The organism is uncultured Agrobacterium sp. (genome assembly GCF_913777885.1).
Taxonomy (GTDB): Bacteria; Pseudomonadota; Alphaproteobacteria; order Rhizobiales; family Rhizobiaceae; genus Agrobacterium.
This window is the reverse complement of sequence record NZ_CAJYTV010000023.1, coordinates 1-23,387: the sequence shown is the minus strand read 5'-3', so window position 1 is coordinate 23,387 and position 23,387 is coordinate 1. Positions and strand designations below refer to the sequence as shown.

The window sequence follows — 23,387 nt, the reverse complement described above, 5'->3', positions numbered from 1 at the left end:
GCTTGGGAGGGCGTCGGCACATGCTGGATACACCAAAAAGCGCGCTGTTTCACCATTACATGGGCATCTCGCGGCTCTTGGCGGGGCAACTCGAGTTCAACGCCATCATCCAGGCGGTGGCGACCGAGATCAGCCACATCATTCCGCATGACCATATGGATGTCTGCATCAAGCAACTGGATGACAAATATCACATCGCCTACGAAAGCGGTCTTGCCAGCGCCTGGAGCCGTCAGCCGCCGGCGCTTCTGACCGGTAGCCCCATTCGCGCCGTCCTTTCAGGCAATGTCGATTATCTCTTGAGCGGTGACGCCTGCGCCGATCCACGCTTCCATTTCGAGGGCGCTTTTTCCAGCCCGATCCATGAGCTTGATCTGCATAGCCGTCTGCACGTGCCAATGAAGGTGCATGGCGATATTATCGGCGCGCTCAGCTGTTCTTCGCATCAGTCCAACGCCTATACGATGGACGATGTGGCGAATGCCCGCGCTGTCGCCGACCTTCTGGCTCCCTATTTCTATGCGATCCGCGCAGCGGAGCAGGCAAAGCGTTCCGCCATCGAAGAGGCACGGGCCAACGCCCGTGAGGAAGGCTTGCGTCTTGGGGCGCTCCAACTCACAGAGGCGTTGGAAGCCGAGCGTCAGCGGATCGGCATGGATCTACACGACCAGACCTTGGCGGATCTGACACGGCTGGTGCGACGGATCGAGCGCATGAGCCACGCGACGGAAGTGTCAGGAGAAATGCTGGAGCCGGTGATGCGAAGCCTGCAACAATGCATGCAGGATCTGCGCGGCATCATCGAAGAGGCCAAGCCCTCCATCCTGCAGCTCTTCGGCCTTGTGCAGGCGATTGAAACCTATCTCGACCGGTCGGTGCGCGATAGCGGCCTGCCGATCGATTGGTCCGTCTCCGATATGACCAACGGGCTTGTCGAGAAACTGGATAATTCGGTCGCGGTGTCGCTTTTGCGTATCGTGCAGGAAGCGGTCAACAATGCCATTCGCCATGCCCAGCCTTCGATGATCGACGTCGTGCTGTCAGCGGCCCAGGGTGCATTGCTGGTCAAGGTGTCAGACGATGGCTGTGGTTGTGGTGAAAAGACGACCGGCGGCGGCCTTGGCATCGGCAATATGAAGACACGCGCGCGCCTAATCTCGGCTCGCTTTCATCTTGGCCCCAACCCGCGGGGCAAAGGCACCTGCATCACTCTGACGCTGCCTGCCGCGATCACCGACAAGCCCGAGGAGGCATGACATGGATGTTTTGATCATCGAGGACGATGTTCTGCATCGCGCCTATCTCAATGAAGCGGTGAGGGCGGCGTTGCCGGAATGCGGCACCGTGCTGGAGGCCGAAAATGGTCGCGCGGGTGAAAAGCTCGCACGAGAGAATCGTGCCGCTCATATCGTCATGGACCTGCAAATGAACGAGCGGAACGGCATCGAAGCCGCCCGCACCATCTGGAAAGAAAGGCCGGATACCCGAATTCTCTTCTGGTCCAACTACTCAGACGAGGCCTATGTGCGCGGCGTGTCCCGCATCGTGCCGGAAGGGGCTGCCTATGGCTACGTGCTGAAATCCGCCTCGGATGATCGCCTACGACTGGCGCTGCGTAGCATTTTCATTGAAGCACAATGCGTGATTGACCGCGAAGTGCGTGGCCTGCAGGAAAAGAGCCTTGGCAAAGCCCATGGCTTCTCCGACACGGAGTACGAAATTCTGATCGACATGGCGCTGGGTCTGACTGACAAGGCCATCGCAAAACGCCGAAATCTCTCGCTGCGCAGCGTGCAGAACAGGCTTCAGAGCCTCTATGAGAAGCTGAACGTCCATCAATCGACGGGCGAGGACGACGCGGAAGGACGATACAATCTGCGCACCCGCGCCATCACCATCGCCTATCTGCGCAAGCTTTTGAATTACAGTGCGCTGGAAAGAGCCGAGCGCGAATTGGCGGAATGGCACGGCGGAAAATGAAACAGGCCCGGTTTCAATCCGGGCCTGTTGTGTGGATATCGATTAGTTCATCTGGCTGACGAAGCGGGTTTCGAGATAGGCCTCAACCGCTTCCGAACCGCCTTCCGTGCCGTAGCCGGAATCCTTGACGCCGCCGAAGGGCACTTCCGGGATCGCAAGACCGTTATGGTTGATCGTCAACATGCCTGCCTCGACGCGCTGGCCAAGCGCGTGCGCCGTCTTCACCGAACCGGTAAACGCGTAGGATGCCAAGCCGAATGGCAGGCGGTTTGCCTCTTCGATGGCGTCTTCCATGGTGGAAAAGCGATTGACGATCGCCACCGGTCCAAAGGGCTCTTCGTTCATGATCTTGGCGCTGGTCGGCACGTCGGTCAGAACGGTGGGCTCGAAGAAGTTGCCCTTGTTGCCGATGCGCTTGCCACCAGTCTTCAAGGTGGCGCCATGGGAAACGGCGTCCTGGATAAGGGCTTCCATCGCAGGAATGCGGCGTTCATTGGCCAGAGGTCCCATGCCGGTGTCGGCATCGAGACCGTTGCCGATCTTCAGGCCTTCGGCGTATTTCACGATGCCGTCGATGAATTTATCGGCAACACTGTCCTGAATGAGAAAGCGCGTCGGCGCGACACAGACCTGACCGGCGTTGCGGAACTTGGCGGCAGCGGAAACTTCGATTGCCTTGTCGAGATCGGCATCGCCGAAAACCAGAACCGGCGCATGACCGCCGAGCTCCATCGTGGCACGCTTCATGTGCTTACCGGCAAGAGCAGCAAGGTGCTTGCCGACCGGCGTGGAGCCGGTGAAGGAAATCTTGCGGATGACCGGATGCGGAATGAGATATTCCGAGATCTCGGCCGGGACGCCATAGACGAGGTTGACGACGCCAGCTGGAATGCCCGCATCGGCAAACGCGCGAATAAGCTCTGCCGGCGATGCTGGTGTCTCTTCCGGTGCCTTTACGATGATCGAACAGCCGGTTGCGACTGCAGCCGAAAGCTTGCGCACCACTTGGTTGATCGGGAAATTCCAGGGCGTGAAAGCCGCGACCGGGCCAACCGGGAACTTGATGGCCAGATTGGAGACGCCGCCGAAGCGAGCCGGAATGACTTGGCCATATGTGCGGCGCGCCTCTTCGGCGAACCAGTCGATGGTGTCGGCAGCATTATTGATTTCGCCTTTGGACTGGGCGATCGGTTTGCCCTGTTCGCGGGTCATCAGCCAGGCGATGTAATCGATGCGCTCGCGCAGAAGATCGGCGGCCTTGCGCATGATTTTGGAACGTTCAAAGGCTGATGTGTCGCGCCAGACCTTGAAGCCCTTGTCGGCGGCGGAAAGTGCAAGATCCAGATCTTCCTTTTCCGCATGTGCAAGCGAGCCAATGATTTCATCGGTCGCCGGGTCGGAGACGGCAATGGTTTTGCCGGAGAGCGCGTCGCGCCACTCGCCATTGATGAAGAGTTTAACGTCGGGATAGCTGTGCATGTAAAGACCTTCGCGTTTTTTTACCGACCGGCAGGACACCGGTGCATTTCGTTCAATCAGCAAGTCGGTTGCAGCATGAAGCGGAACGGGATGTCTTCGGTGAAACCAAAGACGGCGGTGAGCCTCTTATATTATTTCTCCGGTCGCTTGTTTCAACCAGCAATATCTAAAAGTATGACTTATTTCGCAATGCAAAAGACCCGGCCATTGGCCGGGTCCGGATGTTTGGTGATGTCGCTTAGAAGAATGCCTGAATCCCGGTCTGGGCCCGCCCAAGGATCAGCGCATGAACATCATGCGTGCCCTCGTAGGTGTTGACCGTCTCCAGGTTCTGGGCGTGGCGCATCACGTGATATTCGATCTGGATGCCGTTGCCGCCATGCATATCCCGCGCCTGGCGCGCAATCTCCAGTGCCTTGCCGCAATTGTTGCGCTTGATGATCGAAATCATTTCCGGCGCCATGCGGTGCTCGTCGAACAGACGACCAACACGCAGCGATGCCTGGAGGCCAAGCGCGATTTCAGTCTGCATGTCGGCGAGCTTCTTTTGATAGAGCTGCATGCCGGCGAGAGGCTTGCCAAATTGTTTGCGATCGAGACCATATTGCAGCGCACGGAACCAGCAATCTTCCGCCGCACCCATGACACCCCAGGAGATGCCGTAACGCGCCCGATTGAGGCAGCCAAACGGGCCCTTGAGCCCGGAGACGTTTGGCAGCAGCGCGTCTTCGCCCACTTCCACGCCATCCATGACGATCTCGCCAGTAATCGAAGCGCGCAGCGACAACTTCCCGCCGATCTTCGGTGCCGAGAGGCCTTTCATGCCCTTCTCCAAAACGAAGCCGCGAATTTCGTTGTTGTGCGCTTCCGACTTCGCCCAGACGACGAAGACATCGGCGATCGGCGCATTGGAAATCCACATTTTGGAGCCGCGAAGGCGGTATCCGCCTTCGATCTTTTCAGCGCGCGTCTTCATTCCGCCCGGATCGGAACCGGCATCGGGTTCTGTCAGGCCAAAGCAACCGATCAGTTCGCCGGAAACGAGCCCCGGCAGATACTTATCCTTTTGCTCTTCCGAGCCATAGGCAAAGATCGGGTAAATAACGAGCGAGGACTGGACGCTCATCATCGAGCGATAGCCGCTATCAATGCGCTCAACTTCACGTGCCACGAGACCGTAGGCGACATAGCTGGCATCGGCTGCGCCGTATTTTTCCGGCAGCGTAACGCCAAGAAGGCCCGCCTGGCCCATCAGGCGGAACAGTTCCGGTTCGGACGTTTCGGAGAGATAGGCTTCCTGGACGCGGGGGAGAAGCTCAGCTTTGGCGAAGGAGGCGGCAGAATCGCGGATCATCCGCTCGTCGTCGTTCAGTTGATCCTCAAGCAGAAACGGATCCTGCCAATTGAATGATGCGCGGTCGCTCACGATGAAATCTCCACTTTTGTTGCTGCGATTATTGGCAATTCATCATTGCTGGGCAAGCCATGTTTACTCATTCAGCTATTACCGATAGGAATGCACCATGACCTCACTCAGCCGTAAATTGCTGCCGTCCACCGGCGCGCTCGCTGCCTTCGATTCCGTCGCGCGGCTGGGCAGTTTTTCGCTGGCGGCAGACGAGCTTTCCCTGACGCAGGGCGCGATTAGCAGGCAGGTCATGTCACTTGAAGAGCAGCTTGGGGTGAAGCTGTTCGAGCGTGGGGCGCGGGGCGTTTCGCTAACGCGGGAGGGAGAGACTTACGCGAAAGCCATCGGTATCGCGCTTGGCGATATTCGCTCCGCCTCGCTGCAGGTCATGACCAAAACGCATGCCAATGCGCTGAACCTTGCCATGCTGCCGACCTTCGGCACACGCTGGCTGTTGCCGCGCATCCCGAAATTCGTTGCGGCCCACCCGGAAATCACCCTGAATTTTGCCACACGCATCGGGCAGTTCGATTTCGAGAAGGAAGGTCTCGATATGGCCATTCACATCGGCCAGCCGGATTGGCCAGCGGCAGAAAGCGTTTTTCTCATGAACGAGATGGTGGCGCCAGTCTGTAGCCCGGCATTTTTGACGAGCCATCCAATCAGCAATGGCGAAGATATCGTCGGGCTCCCTTTACTACACATGGCCTCCAGGCCGGGCGCATGGGACCACTGGTTCAAGAGCGCCGGCATTGTTGCGCATCAGGCGCCGGCCATGCGCTTCGAGCAATTCTCCAGTGTCGCCCAGGCCTGTATTGCGGGCCTCGGCATTGCCTTGATGCCGCTTTTTCTCATCGAAAGCGAGCTGAAATCGGGACAACTGATTCAGGCTTTCGATCATCCGATCAAAAGCCCGAGCTCTTACTATGCGGTCGCTCCACTCTCTCGCATCAATCATGGCCCCGTGGTGCTGTTTCGGCGCTGGCTGCTTGGTGAAAGTGAAATCTTTCGCGAGCAAAATACGCACTAGTTCGCGCTCAGTTTGTATAGTTTTGAGAATCCCACTTGGGCTGTGGCGATAATTTCATCTTGCACCAATTTTAAGCTTGCGAAGACCCGGAATATGGTCCTAGATCGCGTGCGACGACAATCTGCTGAATTGCGGCACGGCGTTTTGTCTTCTTGCGTCATGACCACTCAATCCATCTATAAGACTTTGTTTTAAAACGATAAAGTTCTGCTTCAATCCTGGAATAACTTGAAATGCAATTGGTTTTCGACGGTCATAATGATGTGCTTTTGCGCTTGTGGCACAATGACAAGAAGGGACAGGACCCAGTCCAGGAATTCATCGGCGGAACCTCGCAAGGCCACATCGATGCGCGGCGTGCCAAGGCCGGTGGACTGGCCGGTGGTTTTTGCGCCATATATATCCCCTCTGGCGATTTGATTTTGCAGGAGCCGGACGCAAATGGCCACTACGTCACGCCCTTGGCGGCCCCCCTTCAGCGCCAGCCCTCACTCGATATTGCCATGGAAAAAATGGCCATCGCATATCGCCTGGAGCGTGCAGGAGGCTGGAAAATCTGCCGCTCCACGGCCGATATAAGCAAGGCGATGGACGACAACATCTTTGCCGCAGTCCTTCATATGGAAGGCTGCGAGGCGATCGATGAAGATCTCGACGCGCTTGAAGTATTCTACGCTGCTGGTCTGCGCTCGCTCGGGCCCGTCTGGAGCCGCCACAATGCCTTCGGCCATGGCGTTCCATTCGCCTATCCCATGTCGCCGGATACCGCACCGGGTCTGACCGATGCCGGTTTCGAACTGGTCAAGCGCTGCAACGAACTCGGCATTTTGATCGACCTCGCGCACATCACTGAGAAGGGCTTCTGGGATGTGGCAAAGACGAGCGATCAGCCGCTGATCGCCAGTCATTCCAACGCTCACGGACTGACGGGTGTGGCGCGTAACCTGACCGACAGACAGATGGATGCGATCAAGGAAAGCCGCGGGCTTGCTGGCCTGAATTACGCCGTAACCATGCTTCGCCCCGACGCGCGCGACGATGCCGACACACCGCTCTCCGATATGGTCCGCCACATCGATTACATGGTCGAGCGCATGGGCATCGATTGCGTCGCGCTTGGCTCCGACTTTGATGGTGCAACGGTACCGGCGGAAATCGCCGATGCTGCAGGCAATCAGAATCTGGTTGCTGCGCTCAAAGCTGCTGGCTACTCTGAAGAAGAACTTGCTAAAATGTGCCGGGAAAACTGGCTACGCGTACTGGCTCAAGCCTGGCATGAGCCGACCTGAACAAGAGTGATATGAAACCTATAAAGGGGAGAACAATGACGAAGTCGCTCAACAAAATGGCCCGCATTCTGGCAACCAGCGCCGCGCTGTCGCTGATTGCGCTGTCCGCGCCCCAGGCTTTTGCCGCCACACCGGCTGATACGCTGGTGGAAGGCTTCGCCATCGATGACATCATCACGCTCGATCCGGGTGAGGCATTCGAGCTGTCGGCCGCGGAAGTCACCGGCAACACCTATTCCAAGCTGGTTTCCATCGACCTCAACGACACCTCCAAGGTTATCGGCGATCTGGCCGAGAGCTGGACGACGTCGGAAGACGGCATGACCTATACCTTCAAGCTGAAGCCCGGCCTCAAGTTCGCCTCCGGCAATCCGGTCACGGCGGACGATGTAGCCTTCTCCTTCGAGCGCGCCATCAAGCTCGACAAGTCCCCTGCCTTCCTTCTCACGCAGTTCGGCCTGAAGGGCGACAACGTCACAGAGAAGGCCAAGGCCACCGCACCTGATACTTTCACGCTGACAGTCGATAAGCCCTATGCGCCAAGCTTCGTCCTGAACGTTCTGACCGCGACTGTTGCCTCGGTCGTCGACAAGAAGCTTGTCATGGAAAAGGCCAAGGCGATGACGCCGACCGCTGATTACAAATACGACACCGATTTTGGCAATGAATTCCTGAAGACCGGCTACGCGGGCTCCGGCCCTTACAAGATCCTCGGCTGGAAGGCCAATGAAGCCGTCATCATGGAAGCCAACCCGAATTATTATGGTGAAAAGCCTAAGCTGAAGCGCGTCGTCTATCGCCACATGAAGGAAAGCTCCGGTCAGCGACTGGCGCTTGAAAACGGCGATATTGACGTGGCGCGTAACCTTGAGCCCGGCGATATGGAGGCCGTTTCCAAAAAGGAAGGTCTCTCCATCACTTCCGCACCCAAAGGCACAGTCTATTACTTCAGCCTCAATCAGAAGAATGAGAACCTGAAGAAGCCTGAAGTCGTGGAAGCTTTCAAATATCTCGTCGATTATGACGCGATTGGCGCGACGCTCATCAAGGGCATCGGCGAAATCCACCAGACCTTCCTGCCGAAGGGGCAGTTGGGTGCGCTGGATGAGAACCCCTACAAGCTGGATGTTGCCAAGGCGAAGGAATTGCTGGCCAAGGCTGGTCTGAAGGACGGCTTTACAGTCACTATGGACGTGCGCAACACGCAGCCTGTCACCGGCATTGCCGAAAATGTTCAGCAGACCTTGGCACAGGCCGGCATCAAGCTGGAAATCATTCCGGGCGATGGCAAGCAGACGCTGACCAAGTATCGTGCGCGCACGCATGACATCTATATCGGACAGTGGGGTTCGGACTATTTCGACCCGAACTCGAATGCCGAAACGTTTACCATCAACTACGACAACTCCGACGAAGGCAAGAACAAGACGCTTGCCTGGCGCAATGCCTGGGACGTTCCGGAGCTGACGAAGGAAACGCAGTCGGCGCTTTTGGAAAAAGACAGCGCCAAGCGCGCCAAGATCTATGAGGATCTGCAGAAGAAGGTTCTGGAAACCGGACCCTTCGTCATCGTATTCCAGCAGACAGAGGTGGCGGGTTACTCCAACAAGCTCAAGGGCCTGAAGCTCGGCCCAAGCTTCGATACCAACTACGTCTACACGATCTCCAAGGAATGATCCGGCAGGATTGGTCCATTGAGTATCGTTGAAACCCCCGCAAGCCTGAGGCACGGCAAACGCCGTGCCAACAGGCGCCTCATCGCCGTTCTTGGCTTCGTCGTTACCGTCGTTACCACCTTTTTGGGGTTGCTGGCGGTAACTTTCTTTATCGGCCGCGTCATCCCGATCGACCCGGCGCTGGCAATCGTCGGCGATCGCGCGCCTGCGCATGTGGTGGAGCGCGTTCGAGAAGAGCTCGGTCTTAACCTGCCGCTCTGGCAGCAGTTCTTCATCTACCTGAAGCAGGCTCTGACGGGCAATTTTGGCACGTCGGTGCTGACAACCAATCCGGTGATGGACGACATCAAGCGCGTCTTCCCGGCAACCATTGAGCTTGCCACGCTCGGTACGTTGATCGGTGCTATCTTCGGCGTTCCGCTTGGCGTGCTGGCGGCGGTCAAGCGCGGCAGCATTATAGACCAGATCGTGCGTGTCATTGGGCTTATCGGCTATTCCGTGCCAATCTTCTGGCTCGGCCTTCTGGCGCTTCTCTTGTTTTACGCCAAGTTGAACTGGGTCGCCTATCCGGGTCGTATCGATATTGTCTACGAGTTCACCTTCACGCCTACGACCGGATTTTATCTGTTCGACGCGCTGTGGCAGGGCCAATGGGACGTGTTCTGGGATCTGTTCCGCCACATCATACTGCCCGCTGGACTGCTCGGTTATTTCTCGCTCGCCTATATCAGCCGCATGACTCGCTCTTTCATGCTCAATGAACTGGCTCAGGAATATATCGTCGCTGCTCGCGCCAAGGGACTGTCAGAAACACGCATCATCTGGTTCCATGCGCTGCGCAATGCCGCAGTACCCCTGCTGACGGTCATCGTGTTGTCCTACGCCGGTCTACTCGAAGGCTCGGTTCTGACCGAAACGATCTTTTCGTGGCCGGGGCTCGGCCTTTACATCACCAATTCCCTGCAGAATGCGGATATGAATGCCGTGCTCGGCGGCACGATCGTGATCGGCGCCGTCTTCATCGGCATCAATCTCCTGTCCGATCTGCTCTACCGGACGCTCGATCCAAGGACGCGCAGCCGATGACGGATACAATGACCATCGTGAAACCCTATAGCCGCGAATGGCTTCTCTCCGACCGCCCGACCTCGCGAAAGCAGGCGCGGCTCGGACGGGCCTACGTCATCTGGCGGCGCTTTTCGGAAAACCGTCTGGCGCTCGCTGGCCTCGGCATCATTCTGGCGCTGATCCTGGTGGCGATCTTCGCAGATGTGCTCGCACCGCATTCCGCAGTCCAGGGGGATTTGCGCAACGCCCGCCTTCTTCCTCCAGGAACCGATGGATATTGGCTTGGCACAGACGATCAAGGGCGCGATATCCTGTCCCGTTTAATCCACGGCTCGCGTCTAACACTCTTCGTCGTCGTGCTGGTGGCAATTATCGCCGCACCGATCGGGCTGATCGTCGGCACCGTCGCAGGCTATGCCGGTGGATGGATCGACGCGGTGCTGATGCGCATCACCGATATCTTCCTAGCTTTCCCGAAGCTCGTTCTTGCGCTTGCGCTTGTCGCGGCTCTCGGTCCCGGCATCGAGAACGCTGTGCTGGCGATCGCCATTACCTCATGGCCGCCTTACGCCCGTATTGCGCGTGCCGAGACCATGACGTTTCGCAATTCCGATTTCATCGCTGCGGTGAAGCTGATGGGGGCATCTCCCTGGCGCATCGTGCTGAAACATGTCATCCCGCTGTGTTTCTCTTCGCTCATCGTGCGCGTGACGCTGGATATGGCAGGTATAATCCTGACTGCCGCCGGTCTCGGCTTCCTGGGGCTCGGCGCGCAACCACCACTCCCCGAATGGGGCGCGATGATTGCATCCGGCCGTCGCTTCATTCTCGACCAATGGTGGGTTGCCGCGATGCCGGGTACCGCCATCCTCATCGTCAGCCTTGGCTTTAACCTGTTGGGCGACGGGCTTCGCGATGCGCTCGATCCGAAGGAGGCTGGCCAGTGACCACATCTGCGATGACACCTCTTTTGACGGTCGACAATCTGCGGGTCAGTTTTCCGACCAGAACAGGCCTGGTTGAAGCCGTGCGGGGCGTTTCCTTTTCGCTCGGCAGGGAACGTCTCGGCATTGTCGGCGAATCCGGTTCAGGCAAATCACAGACCGGTCGCGCCATCATGGGGCTGACCCCTGGTCATGCAAAAATTGAGGCCGATGCACTTCGCTTCGGCGATATCGATCTTTTGAGAGCGCCTGCTAAGCAGCGCCGCGCCATTCGCGGCAAGCAGATTGCGATGATCTTGCAGGACCCGAAATATTCGCTGAACCCGGTCATGACTATCGGTCGCCAGATCGTCGAGACGCTGAAGACGCACGAGAGAATCGGCTTTGCCGAGGCGAAGAAGCGCGCGCTCGATATGCTTGAGGCGGTGCAGATCCGTGATCCCGAACGCGTCTTTGGCCTCTATCCGCACGAAGTGTCCGGCGGCATGGGGCAGCGGGTCATGATTGCCATGATGCTCGTCTGCGGGCCTGAGCTTCTGATCGCGGACGAGCCGACATCGGCGCTCGACGTGACGGTGCAGCTGGAAGTGCTCGATATTCTCGACAAGCTGGTCCGTGAGCGCGGCATGGGCCTGATTTTCGTCTCACACGATCTCAGGCTCGTCTCATCCTTCTGCGACCGTGTGCTCGTTATGTATGCGGGCCGCGTGGTGGAAGAGCTGCCATCTGCCAATCTGCAGAATGCGCAACACCCCTATACGCAGGGGCTCCTGAACTGTCTGCCGAAGATCGGCGAGCACCGGCATCCGCTGCCGGTCCTTCAACGTCAAGCGGAGTGGCGCCTATGACGGTCGCACTGTCTGCCAAGGATATCGTCGTCGACTTCGACGGTTATCTAGCGCTCGATCGGGTCAGCATCGAGGTCGCCAAAGGTGAATCCTTCGGGCTTGTTGGCGAATCCGGTTCCGGTAAGTCCACACTCCTGCGCGCCATTGCCGGTCTCAACCATTTTGAGGAAGGTACCCTCACTGTGGAGGGACGGACCTATAACAAGAAGTCGCGCGACAAGAGCTTCTACCGCGATGTCCAGATGGTATTCCAGGACCCCTATGGTTCGCTCCATCCGCGCCAGACGGTGGATGCCATTCTGCTGGAGCCGCTCGCCATTCATGGCATGGACGATAAGGAAGTGCGCATCACTCGCGCTCTGGACGAGGTGGGGCTCGGCACCGGCTTCCGGTTCCGCTATTCACACCAGCTTTCGGGTGGCCAGCGCCAGCGCATCGCGATTGCTCGCGCTCTGATCCTGGAGCCGAAAATCCTCCTTCTCGATGAACCGACGTCTGCGCTCGATGCGTCGATCCAGGCGGAAATTCTCAATCTGCTTGAACAGGCGCGCAAGGACAGGAACCTCACCTTCGTCATGGTCAGCCACGATCTCGGCGTCATCAGCCACATGTGCGACAGGTTGGCGGTGATGAAAAGCGGCAAGATCGTCGAGTCGATGGATGTACATCAGCTGGAGACCAGAGAGTTTTCCGCCGATTATACCCGTCAGCTGATGGTGGCGAGCGAAGGTTTCCGGCGAGATTGAGACCGGCTCACGCCTGGAGTATGACCGCAACAGCGGAGGACGCTGGTTAAGTCTGTCCAGCAGCCTTGATCGAAAACTGGGGATGATCGCTCCATGCAATTGCGCGCATTGATGTATTTCGATGAACTGGTCCGCACCAATTCCATGCGCGCGGCGGCCGAGAACCTGAATGTTGCACCCACCGCGGTCAGTCGTCAGATCGAAAATCTCGAATATTATTTTGGCACACCGCTGGTCGAGCGCTCCAGCCGTGGGGTGAAGCTGACGGCGGCAGGCGAACTCCTTGCCGCACGCGCCGGAAAGACGCTGCGGGAGCTGGACCATGTCAACCAGCTGATCGATGACCTGAAAGGGCTGCAACGCGGGCGCGTCACGATCTATGCCAATGGCGCGACCGTCGCCAATCTGCTGGCCCCCGTCCTTGCACAGTTCAGCCTGAAATATCCAAAGCTGCGTTTTGAGGTCAATATCACCAGCGCGCGCCAAGCCATAGAGGCGTTGGGAACGGCGGAAGCCGACCTCGTCGTCAGCCTCTTTGCGCCGAGGCTTTCCGGCGTTAAGGTGCGCTCACGCACGCGCATCAGCTATGATGCGATCTTCCCGGCGGGGCATGCCCTTGCCGGCCAGCCCGAAGTGACGTTGAAGGAACTTGCCGGGCTTCCACTTGCTTTGCCGGACAAAACCTTTGCCGCACGACAGGCGTTTGACGCCCTCTTTGCTGAGGCAGGGATCGAACTTGATCCGGTCTTTATCACCAGCTCGCTGGAAATGCTGAAAGAACTGGTGCAGGGTCACGCTGCGGCGACGCTTCTGCCCGCTCTTTCGGTGGCGCGCGAGTTGCGCAGCGGCCAGATGGTTGCCGTCCCTCTGGCTGCCAAGAAGGGCATCCACACACAGATCGACCTCTGCGTCGCGCCGGACCGGCAACTCTCCTTTGCAGCCTCCAAACTCGCCGACTTTATCGAACGTTTCATGCGTGAGGCAACAACGTCTCCGTAAGGAGCATCGCGATCCTTCAAGTTCGTTCTCGATGCTTTACGTTTTTCCTCTATCGAACTTTGTCCATTCGATCACCGTCTGTCGGTTGATTTTCCTCCCCAAGACCGTGTAGCGTTTTCCGCTACGCGGAGCACACAAAAATGCAGATTGTGTGTGCGCCGTCTCCGTGCCACTCTTTTTGCAACAGATGGTCTTTCAAAGGGCAAAAAGCCCGGGCCGTCCGACAGGGGATAATGATGCCACGCACTTATTTTTCGCAGGCGGCGAAGCTTTCTCGCCGGACCGCCCTGACCCTTGCCTTGGGTACGGCACTCTGGCTGCCGTTCTCGGCTGTCGAAGCTGAGGCCGCACCCAAGACGGCGCTGACGCTTGGTATGGCGATCGAGCCGACGGGCCTGGACCCGACGATCGCAGCCCCTGTCGCCATCGGTCAGGTCACGTGGCAGAACATTTTCGAAGGCCTTGTCACCATTGACAGCAAGGGGCAAGTCAAGCCGCAGCTCGCCGAGAGCTGGCAGATTTCTCCGGACGGCAAGACCTATACGTTCAAGCTGCGCAGGGGCGTGACCTTCCATGACGGTGAAGCCTTTGATTCTTCCGTTGCTAAGTTTTCGCTGGATCGTGCCCGTGGCGAGAGCTCGGTCAATCCGCAGAAACGCTTCTTTGCTTCCATCGATACCATCGAGACGCCGGACCCTGAAACGCTGGTGTTGAAACTGAAGCAGCCCGCTGGCAGCCTCATTTATTGGTTGGGCTGGCCAGCCTCGGTCATGGTCGCGCCGAAGACTGCGGAAACCAACCGCACGACGCCGATCGGCACCGGCCCATTCAAATTTGTGAGCTGGGCAAAGGGTGACAAGGTCGAGCTTGAAAAGAATCCGTCCTATTGGGACAAGAACGTCGGGGTAAAGCTGGAGAAAGCCACCTTCCGCTTCGTCTCCGATGCGCAGGCTCAGGCAGCGGCTCTGAAAGCCGGCGATATCGACGCATTTCCGGAATTTGGCGCGCCGGAGCTTATGTCCTCCTTTGATGGCGACGCACGCCTCGGTACCTTCGTTGGCAATACCGAACTCAAGGTCGTGGCGGGCATGAACAATGCCCGCAAGCCCTTCGACGACAAGCGTGTGCGCCAGGCGCTGATGATGGCGGTCGACCGTCCGACCGTTATCGAAGGCGCGTGGTCCGGTCTCGGCACCGCCATCGGTAGTCACTACACCCCTAATGACCGCGGTTACATCGATACAACGGGCGTCTACCCATATGATGTCGAGGAGGCCAAGGCCTTGCTCGCCGAAGCCGGGTTCCCGAATGGCTTCAGCTTCACCATCAAGGCCCCTCAGATGGCCTATGCGCAGCGCACATCGCAGGTTCTCCAGGCCATGCTCGCCGAAATCGGCGTGACGATGACGATCGAGACGACCGAGTTTCCGGCCAAGTGGGTCGCGGATGTGTTCAAGGGTAGTAATTACGACATGACCATCGTCGCCCATGCCGAGCCGATGGACATCGATATCTATTCCCGTAACCCCTACTACTTCAATTACAAGAACCCGGCCTTCAACGAGGTCATTGCCAATGTCGAGAAGACCGCCGACGCCGGTGAGCAGGAAAAGCTCTACGGAGAGGCGCAGAAGATCCTCGCTGAGGACGTGCCGGCGCTCTTTCTCTTTGTGATGCCCAAGCTTGGTGTCTGGGACAAGAAGGTCAAGGGACTTTGGCAGGATGAACCTATACCGTCGAACGTGCTGACGGACGTTCGCTGGGAAGAGTAAGTCTTCGCAGGGACAGCACGTTCCGTCTCGCCGGGCATGATCCGGTGAGACGGAGCGATTGCAATCAACCGATCTTGGTGCACAAGGAGTAGGTGCCAGATGTTAGCCGTCCTCATCCGGCGTCTCGTAAGCCTCGTCGTCACCTTGTTTGCGGTGTCGCTCATCATCTATTTCGTCATGGGCCTGCTGCCGGGAGATCCGGCGGCCATCATGCTCGGCACCTCTGCCAGTCCCGATACGCTCGCCGCACTGCAGAAACAAATGGGCCTCGATCAGCCGCTGCCGCTTCGTTATGTTCACTGGCTGACGGGCGTTCTGCATGGCGATCTCGGGCAGTCCTATACTTACGGTGTGCCGGTGGCAGGTCTGATTGTCGAGCGGCTGGCCGTTACCCTACCGCTTGCGCTTCTCGCTGTCTGCCTGTCCGTTGCCATCGCCATCCCGCTCGGTGTGGCGGCGGCACGAAACCGCAATGGCGCACTCGATTTCGCGGCGGGTCTGTTTTCCCACGTGGGTATCGCCGTGCCTGGCTTCTGGGTCGGGTTGCTGCTCATCATTCTTTTTTCCACCACGCTCGGCTGGATGCCTGCTGGCGGTTTTCCCGGCTGGACGCCGAGCCTTTTCGCCGGTCTTCTTTCGCTCCTTCTGCCGGCCATAGCGCTTGCCCTTTCGCAAGCGGGTGTTCTGACCCGCGTCTGCCGCTCCGCTGTACTCGAAGTAATGAATGAGGATTTCGTTCGCACCGCCCGGGCAAAGGGCCTGAGCGAGCGTGTCGCATTGTGGCGGCACGCGGTGCCAAATGCGATGATCCCGGTCGTTACCATGATCGGTCTGCAATTCACCTTTCTGATTGCCGGCGCGGTGCTGGTGGAGAATGTCTTCAACTTGCCAGGCCTCGGACGGCTTGCCTATCAAGCGCTGACCCAGCGGGATATCGTCGTCATGCAGTCTGTCGTGCTGTTCTTCTCCGCACTCGTCATCACCATGAATTTCCTGGTCGATATCGCCTATCTCTTCATCGATCCAAGATTGCGGACAGGTGCGCGATGATTCACTTGCTCCGGCGCCGCCCGGCATTCGTCATCGGCATTGCCGTCACAAGCTTTCTGATTGCGGTCGCATTGTTGTCCCTGGTCTGGACGCCGCTGTCTCCCACAAAAATGCAGATCGTTCAAAAGCTGAAGTCGCCCTTCGTCTATGGTGGGCTCGGCACCGACCACTTCGGTCGCGATGTGCTCTCCATGCTGATGGCGGGAGCCTGGAACTCATTGTCGACGGCGATCGCTGCGGTCGCCATCGGTGCCTTCATCGGCACTGGAATCGGCGTTACGGTCGCCGCTCTGCGCGGATTTACCGAGACCGTGGTGATGCGCATCTGCGATATCATCTTCGCCGTGCCACCCATTCTGTCGGCGATGATGCTCGGTGCGTTCATCGGTACCGGTCGCTTTACTGCCATCATCGCTATCGCCACCTTCATGGTGCCTGTCTTTGCCCGGCTGACGCTAGGTGCCGCACTGCAGATATGGGCAAGAGAGTATATTACCGCAGCGACCAGCATCGGTCAGAACCGCGCCAAGATCACGCTCTTTCACATCGTCCCTAATATCTCCAACCAGATCATCGTGCAGGTGACGATCCAGCTCGGCCTTGCCATCCTCACGGAAGCCGGCCTCTCCTTCCTGGGTCTCGGAATGCCCCCGCCTGCCGCCACCTGGGGACGGATGCTCGCCGATGCCCAAACCTATCTCGGCGTCGCTCCATGGCTTGCCATCATGCCGGGGCTTGCCATCGCACTTGCGGTCTTCGGTCTCAATCTGCTCGGCGATGGCCTTCGCGATCTCCTCGATCCGCGCGATACGACGTGATCGCCCGGAGCCGATATCACCCTCACAACCTGTAATTTACGACGAGACGATTCCATGGCCGATCTCATAGACCTCAACACGCTCGAAATTCTGGCGCTTTACCGCGACAAGGCACTGTCCCCGTCAGAATATTGGCAGGCAGTGGAGGCACGCATCGAGGCATTCGAGCCAATCGTGAACGCGCTTTACGCCTATGATCCCGAAGATGCACGCAGGCAGGCGGCAGCCTCGACGCAGCGCTGGCTCAGGGGAGAAACGCTCGGGCCCCTCGATGGCCTTCCGGTCTCGCTCAAGGAACTCATCGCCACGAAGGGACAGCCTGTACCGCTCGGCACAAAGGCGGTCGAGCTTGTTCCGGCCCTGGAGGATGCACCGGTGGCTGCCCGTTGCCGTGAAGATGGGGCGATCCTCTATGCCAAGACGACCTGCCCGGATTACGGCATGCTTTCGTCGGGCCTTTCCAGTTTTCACAATCTGAGCCGCAACCCGTGGGACCCAACGCAAAACCCTGGTGGCTCTAGTGCAGGAGCAGCGTCGGCAGGGGCTGCGGGCTATGGCACGCTCCATGTCGGCACGGATATCGGCGGCTCCGTGCGTCTTCCCGCCGGATGGACCGGGCTCTTTGGTTTCAAGCCCAGCCAAGGCCGTATTCCGGTCGATCCCTTTTACACCGGTCGCTGCGCCGGGCCGATGACGCGCACCGTCACCGATGCTGCTTACGCCATGTCGACATTGAGCCGTCCGGATTGGCGCGATGGTACGTCGCTGCCACCCAACACCATCGATTGGCTGGATCTGGAGATCGACGTAAGGGGCCTGAAGATCGGCCTGATGCTGGATGCGGGCTGCGGCCTGCCTCTGGATGACGAGGTCCGTGATGCCGTCACGTCTGCTGCAAGACTTTTCGAGGCGGCAGGCGCCATCATCGTTCCAGTCGAGCCGGTGCTGACGCGCGAGATGCTGGACGGTCTGGACGATTTCTGGCGGGCCAGATTCTGGGGCGATATGGTGGCCTTGAGCGACGAACGCCGGGCAACGATTTTGCCCTATATTCTGGACTGGGCGAGCAAGGGTGCCGAGGTGTCAGGGTCGCGCGCAGTTTTCGGCTTCAACCAGACCATGGAGATGCGCAAAAGCTGCGGGCGGCTGATGCAGAAGGTGGATGCCGTCATTTCGCCGACCAATCCGATCGTATCCTATCCGGCAGACTGGGCCTCTCCTACCAATGACCCAGAGCTGCCCTTCGAACACATTGCCTTTACTGTCCCCTGGAACATGTCCGAGCAACCGGCCTCCTCGATCAATTGCGGCTTCTCGAAATCCGGCATGCCTATTGGCCTGCAGATCGTCGGCCCGCGCTACGAGGATCTCTTTGTCTTGAAGTTATCCAAGGCGTTCGAGGACTGGGGCGGGGGTGTGAAACAGTGGCCGAAGCCACAACCGCAAGGCTGATCACGCGGGTGCCGAGGTTGCAAGCGTTAGCGCGCTGGGCGATGCTTCAAGCCGAGCTGTGGCGCCCGAAACGAGAAATACCATGATGCCGACATGCGATTGTGCGGTCAAACTTTAAGGAGATCAGCATGCTTTTGGCCGGAACGTCCATGGAAGCAACCGGCGGGTCTGTGACCCCCGTCCTGTCGGTTCAAAATCTCACCACATCCTTTCGCACTCCTGACGGATGGAAGTCCGTGGTTCGAAATATGAGTTTCCAGATCGCGCCGCGCGAAACGGTGGCAATTGTCGGGGAAAGTGGCTCGGGCAAGAGTGTCACGTCGCTTTCCATCATGCGTCTTCTGGATAAGAGGATGAGCCGCATCGAAGGGGAAGTCATGCTCGGCGGGCGCAATCTTTTGAGCTTGCCGGAAGAGGAAATGCAAAAGGTTCGTGGCAAGGAGATCTCGATGATCTTTCAGGAGCCGATGACGAGCCTCAATCCGATCTTTCCGATCGGCAAGCAGATCGCCGAAGCGCTCACCGTCCATCAGCCTATGTCTTCGTCAGCTGCGAAGGCTGAAGTCATCCGGCTTCTGGAAAAGGTGCGCATTCCCAATGCGACGAGCCGCTTTAACGATTATCCGCATCAGTTTTCCGGCGGGATGCGCCAGCGCGTGATGATCGCCATGGCCCTTGCGTCCAAACCGAAGCTCCTGATCGCCGATGAGCCGACAACGGCGCTCGATGTGACGATCCAGGGCCAGATACTCGACCTCATCAAGCAGCTGCAGGAAGAGGAGGGCATGTCCGTCCTCTTCATCACCCATGATATGGGTGTCGTGGCTGAAGTCGCGGACCGCACCATCGTCATGTTTCGCGGTGATGTGGTGGAGACCGGCACCACGGATGATATCTTCCACCGTGGCCAGCACCCCTATACGCGTGCGCTTCTTTCTGCGGTGCCCAAGCTTGGTTCGATGAAGGAGCGCGTGCTTCCCGCCCGCTTCCCGATCGTCGATATCAAGACGGGAGAAAGCCAGCCCGCAGCGGAGGTGAAGGACACGGTTTCGGGTAGCAAGACGCCCATTCTGTCGGTCAAAGATCTGACGACCCGCTTCGATATCCGCTCCGGTCTTCTTGGTCGTAAATCCGGTGCCGTCCACGCGGTGGAAAAGGTCTCCTTCGATCTTTCCGAAGGAGAAACACTTTCGCTCGTTGGCGAGTCGGGTTGCGGTAAATCCACCACCGGTCGCTCGATCACGCGACTGATCGAGCCGACGTCCGGCAATGTGATGCTCGATGGCTATGAGGTGATGCAACTCGACAAGGTCACGTTGCGCGCCATGCGGCGCAGTGTGCAGATGATTTTCCAGGACCCTTTCGCAAGCCTTGACCCGCGCATGAGCGTGGGTGCCGCAATCATGGAGCCCTTCCTCGAGCATCGCCTCGGCAACAAGCAGCAGGCGCGTGAAAAGGCTGCGGATCTGCTGGAGAAAGTTGGCCTTCACGCCGATATCATGGGGCGTTTCCCGCATGAATTTTCAGGCGGTCAGCGCCAGCGCGTCGCCATTGCCCGCTCTTTGATGCTCGACCCCAAGGTCATCGTCGCCGACGAGGCGGTCTCGGCGCTTGATGTCTCGATCAAGGCGCAGGTGTGCAACCTTCTGCTTGATCTGCAACAGAGCCTCAATCTGGCTTTCCTGTTCATCTCACACGATATGGCCGTGGTGGAGCGGGTCAGTCATCGTGTAGCGGTGATGTATCTCGGTGAGATCGTGGAGATTGGCCCGCGCGCCGCCGTTTTCGATAATCCCCAGCATCCTTACACGAAGAAGCTGATGTCTGCCGTTCCAGTGCCGGACCCCTCGCGACGGCATATTCGGCGCAACATGGCGACCGACGAAATCAAAAGCCCAATCCGCCCCGCAGGTTACGTGCCGCCGCCACGTCATTATCGAGAGGTTTCGGCTGGTCATCTCGTGCAGGAAGCAAGCTGAAAAGGTTAGGAACTACGGATCGTGATTCGCCTGCCGTGTCTCATAATTTGACATTTTGCCGCAAAAAATGTCAGCACTTGGTGACGAAGAGCTTAGGGCAAAGACATGGCCAGACGATCCGATAGCGGTGGGCGGTTAGACGATGCGGCACGTGCCGGCTGGCTCTATTATGTGGCTGGCCGTACCCAGGATGAGATCGCCGCCGCCATGGGAATTTCACGCCAGTCGGCGCAAAGGCTGGTCTCGCTGGCGGTGGCCGAACGCCTGATCAAGGTCAGGCTCGATCATCCAATTGCTGCCTGCCTGGAAAAGGCCGAAGCTCTGCGCGAGCGCTTTTTTCTGAAGCATGTCGAAGTCGTTCCGAGCGATCCGGCAGGAACGTCGTCGACGGTTGGGATTGCCGAGGCGGGTGCTGCGGAAATCGAACGTTGGCTGCGTCAGCCGGACCCGATCGTCCTTGCGATCGGAACAGGACGGACACTCAAAGCGGCGGTTGATCAGCTGCCGCCGATGGAGTGTCCGCAGCATCGCATCGTCTCGCTAACCGGCAACATCGGGCCGGACGGTTCGGCGGCCTATTACAACGTCATTTTCTCTATGGCAGATGCAATCAAGGCACGGCATTTTCCGATGCCTTTGCCAGTTCTCTGCTCATCTGCCGAAGAGCGAGAACTTCTGCACGACCAGGCGATGGTGCGCTCTACTCTGTCGCTTGGAGCCGCGGCGAACGTAACCTTCGTGGGAGTGGGTGAACTCGGGGAGAACGCACCGCTGTGCGTCGATGGATTTCTGGCTGTCGAAGACATGAAGCGTCTGATCGCCGAAGGGGCTGCGGGGGAAATCTGCGGCTGGTTCTTTGACGGCGATGGAAAGATCATAACCAATCCCATCAATGACCGTGTGGCATCTGTCCCCGTTCCGTCACGCGAGACTTGCACGGTCATCGGCATTGCTCAGGGCCGGAAAAAATCCCCCGCCATGCTGGCCGCCTTACGAGGGGGTTTGTTGAACGGGATCATCACGGACGAGCAATCTGCCGAATATATGCTCACACACTGAGCAGAAATATTATTTTCAAATCAGCATATTAGCCGTCACTTGTGCGCTGCAGCGCAGGATGGTGCTTGACATTTTGTGTTTCAAAGTGAGTAATTGCCCTCGAGCAAAGCGAATGCTCATTTTTCTTCTGGGAGGAAGATCATGACATTGAAGACACTTCTGCTGGGCGCATGCTCGGCTCTCGCCTTTTCCGGCCTCGCGTCTGCAGAAACACTGACCATTGCCACCGTCAACAACGGTGACATGATCCGCATGCAGGGACTGACAAAGGAATTCACCGACAAGAACCCGGACATTCAGATCGAATGGGTCACTCTGGAAGAAAACGTCCTGCGCGAACGCGTAACGACGGATATCGCCACCAATGGTGGCCAGTATGACATCATGACGATCGGTAACTACGAGGTTCCGATCTGGGCAAAGCAGGGCTGGCTTCTGCCGCTCGAAAAGCTTGGCGACAAGTATGACGTCAACGACATGCTGCCCTCCATCCGTGGCGGTCTCACGGTCGAAGGCAAGCTTTACGCGGCGCCCTTCTATGGCGAATCCGCCATGATCATGTACCGCAAGGACCTGTTCGAAAAAGCTGGTCTGAAGATGCCGGAAAACCCGACGTGGGAATTCATCGGTGACGCGGCCCGAAAGATCACCGACCGCAAGGCTGACGTCAACGGCATCTGCCTGCGTGGCAAGGCCGGTTGGGGCGAGAACATGGCCTTCATCACCGCGCTCACCAACTCTTTCGGTGGCCGCTGGTTCGATGAAAACTGGAAGCCGCAATTCGATCAGCCCGAGTGGAAGAATTCGCTGCAGTTTTACGTCGATCTGATGAAGGATGCCGGCCCGTCGGGTGCAGCCTCCAACGGCTTCAATGAAAACCTGACGCTCTTCCAGCAGGGCAAGTGCGGCATGTGGATTGACGCTACCGTTGCTGCATCCTTCGTGTCGAATCCGAAGGACTCAACGGTTGCGGACAAGGTTGGCTATGCGTTGTTCCCGACGCATGGCGAGTTGAAGAACCACGGCAACTGGCTGTGGTCTTGGAACCTTGCCATCCCGAAGAGCTCGCAAAAGGCTGAATCAGCAGAGAAGTTCATCGCCTGGGCAACCAGCAAGGACTACTCCGATCTCGTCGCTTCCAAGGAAGGCTGGGCCAACGTTCCTCCGGGCACGCGCACCTCGCTCTACAAGAATGCTGATTACGAGAAGGCGGCACCTTTCGCCAAGATGACGCTTGCGGCCATGAACGCAGCCGATATCACCAAGCCGACCGTCAAGCCTGTGCCTTATACGGGCGGTCAGTTCGTGGCGATCCCTGAGTTCCAGTCGCTCGGCACCACTGTCGGACAGCTTTTCTCCGCGGTCGTTGCAGGTCAGTCTTCGGTCGATGATGCGCTTTCGGGTGCTCAGTCCACCGCGACACGCGAAATGACCCGCGCCGGTTACATCAAGTAATCCTCCCAAAGCCCATCGTCCGGCAAAAGCCGGGCGGCGGGCATTCTTAATCGTCTTTATAATCAAAAAAATGCACCTGCATGCGGTCTTGACGCTGCGCGCGATACTGGGAGGACAGCGAATGGCAACGCAAAACACCAGGAGCCTGGCGCGTGTGATGATGGCGCCCTCGGTTTTCCTGCTTCTGATCTGGATGATCGTGCCACTTGCGATGACGCTGTGGTTTTCTTTCCAGAACTACAATCTGCTGAACCCGGCCAATGTCAGCTTTGCTGGCCTGTTCAACTACAAGTTCTTCTACACCGATCCGGCCTTCCTTCAGTCCATCTGGAATA

19 protein-coding genes and 1 pseudogene are annotated in these 23,387 nt (G+C 58.2%); 18 read left to right on the top strand and 2 right to left on the bottom strand.

From position 1 onward, the window contains the following. Positions 1-20 precede the first annotated feature (20 nt). Together QZ869_RS20285 and QZ869_RS20280 are read left to right on the top strand one after the other, a co-directional pair. Positions 21-1,256, top strand: a complete 1,236-nt coding sequence (locus tag QZ869_RS20285; protein WP_296106973.1) for a GAF domain-containing sensor histidine kinase — start codon at positions 21-23, stop codon at positions 1,254-1,256. Position 1,257: 1 nt separating this feature from the next. Next, positions 1,258-1,980, top strand: a complete 723-nt coding sequence (locus QZ869_RS20280; RefSeq protein ID WP_296015490.1) for a response regulator transcription factor — start codon at positions 1,258-1,260, stop codon at positions 1,978-1,980. A gap of 42 nt (positions 1,981-2,022) precedes the next feature. On the opposite strand, the gene QZ869_RS20275 is transcribed toward QZ869_RS20280, so the two are convergent. Both QZ869_RS20275 and QZ869_RS20270 read right to left on the bottom strand, forming a co-directional pair. Continuing rightward, complete coding sequence (locus QZ869_RS20275; RefSeq protein WP_296015493.1) at positions 2,023-3,459, bottom strand: NAD-dependent succinate-semialdehyde dehydrogenase; 1,437 nt, start codon at positions 3,457-3,459, stop codon at positions 2,023-2,025. 238 nt (positions 3,460-3,697) lie between these two features. Next, positions 3,698-4,885: an acyl-CoA dehydrogenase gene (locus QZ869_RS20270; RefSeq protein WP_296106970.1), complete on the bottom strand. Its 1,188-nt coding sequence runs from the start codon at positions 4,883-4,885 to the stop codon at positions 3,698-3,700. Positions 4,886-4,982: 97 nt separating this feature from the next. Between QZ869_RS20270 and QZ869_RS20265 the strand changes: the two genes are divergently transcribed. The 16 genes and pseudogenes from QZ869_RS20265 to QZ869_RS20190 all read left to right on the top strand — a co-directional run. Beyond that, positions 4,983-5,897 (top strand): LysR family transcriptional regulator, encoded by a 915-nt coding sequence (locus QZ869_RS20265; RefSeq protein ID WP_296106968.1) that lies wholly within the window; start codon positions 4,983-4,985, stop codon positions 5,895-5,897. A 233-nt stretch (positions 5,898-6,130) separates the two neighbouring features. Further along, entirely contained in the window at positions 6,131-7,186 is a 1,056-nt protein-coding gene (locus QZ869_RS20260) for a dipeptidase (protein WP_296106965.1), read from the top strand. 35 nt (positions 7,187-7,221) lie between these two features. Continuing rightward, positions 7,222-8,862: an ABC transporter substrate-binding protein gene (locus QZ869_RS20255; protein ID WP_296035670.1), complete on the top strand. Its 1,641-nt coding sequence runs from the start codon at positions 7,222-7,224 to the stop codon at positions 8,860-8,862. 18 nt (positions 8,863-8,880) lie between these two features. Further along, positions 8,881-9,948, top strand: a complete 1,068-nt coding sequence (locus QZ869_RS20250; RefSeq protein ID WP_296100593.1) for an ABC transporter permease — start codon at positions 8,881-8,883, stop codon at positions 9,946-9,948. After that, positions 9,945-10,877, top strand: coding sequence for an ABC transporter permease (locus tag QZ869_RS20245; RefSeq protein ID WP_296106963.1), 933 nt, complete (start codon positions 9,945-9,947; stop codon positions 10,875-10,877). The genes QZ869_RS20250 and QZ869_RS20245 overlap by 4 nt, the downstream gene beginning before the upstream one ends. An 11-nt stretch (positions 10,878-10,888) precedes the next feature. Beyond that, a complete protein-coding gene (locus QZ869_RS20240) occupies positions 10,889-11,722 on the top strand; it encodes an ABC transporter ATP-binding protein (protein ID WP_113179172.1) in 834 nt (277 codons plus the stop codon). After that, positions 11,719-12,468, top strand: coding sequence for an ABC transporter ATP-binding protein (locus QZ869_RS20235; RefSeq protein WP_296106938.1), 750 nt, complete (start codon positions 11,719-11,721; stop codon positions 12,466-12,468). The genes QZ869_RS20240 and QZ869_RS20235 overlap by 4 nt, the downstream gene beginning before the upstream one ends. A 93-nt stretch (positions 12,469-12,561) precedes the next feature. Next, complete coding sequence (locus QZ869_RS20230; RefSeq protein WP_113179174.1) at positions 12,562-13,467, top strand: LysR family transcriptional regulator; 906 nt, start codon at positions 12,562-12,564, stop codon at positions 13,465-13,467. A gap of 236 nt (positions 13,468-13,703) precedes the next feature. After that, positions 13,704-15,239: an ABC transporter substrate-binding protein gene (locus tag QZ869_RS20225; RefSeq protein ID WP_296106934.1), complete on the top strand. Its 1,536-nt coding sequence runs from the start codon at positions 13,704-13,706 to the stop codon at positions 15,237-15,239. Between the two features lie 99 nt (positions 15,240-15,338). Beyond that, positions 15,339-16,289 (top strand): ABC transporter permease, encoded by a 951-nt coding sequence (locus QZ869_RS20220; protein ID WP_296106931.1) that lies wholly within the window; start codon positions 15,339-15,341, stop codon positions 16,287-16,289. Then, positions 16,286-17,107: an ABC transporter permease gene (locus tag QZ869_RS20215; RefSeq protein ID WP_296106929.1), complete on the top strand. Its 822-nt coding sequence runs from the start codon at positions 16,286-16,288 to the stop codon at positions 17,105-17,107. The genes QZ869_RS20220 and QZ869_RS20215 overlap by 4 nt, the downstream gene beginning before the upstream one ends. 54 nt (positions 17,108-17,161) lie before the next feature. After that, the gene (locus QZ869_RS20210; RefSeq protein ID WP_296106926.1) at positions 17,162-18,559 is read left to right on the top strand and encodes an amidase; all 1,398 of its coding nucleotides are present in this window, start codon (positions 17,162-17,164) and stop codon (positions 18,557-18,559) included. A 128-nt stretch (positions 18,560-18,687) separates the two neighbouring features. Further along, entirely contained in the window at positions 18,688-20,538 is a 1,851-nt protein-coding gene (locus tag QZ869_RS20205; protein WP_296106925.1) for an ABC transporter ATP-binding protein, read from the top strand. A 105-nt stretch (positions 20,539-20,643) separates the two neighbouring features. Then, positions 20,644-21,597: a sugar-binding transcriptional regulator gene (locus QZ869_RS20200; protein ID WP_113179178.1), complete on the top strand. Its 954-nt coding sequence runs from the start codon at positions 20,644-20,646 to the stop codon at positions 21,595-21,597. Between the two features lie 141 nt (positions 21,598-21,738). Then, positions 21,739-23,052: a sugar ABC transporter substrate-binding protein gene (locus QZ869_RS20195; protein WP_296106922.1), complete on the top strand. Its 1,314-nt coding sequence runs from the start codon at positions 21,739-21,741 to the stop codon at positions 23,050-23,052. A gap of 121 nt (positions 23,053-23,173) precedes the next feature. Next, positions 23,174-23,387, top strand: a pseudogene (locus tag QZ869_RS20190) (sugar ABC transporter permease); the annotation flags it as partial.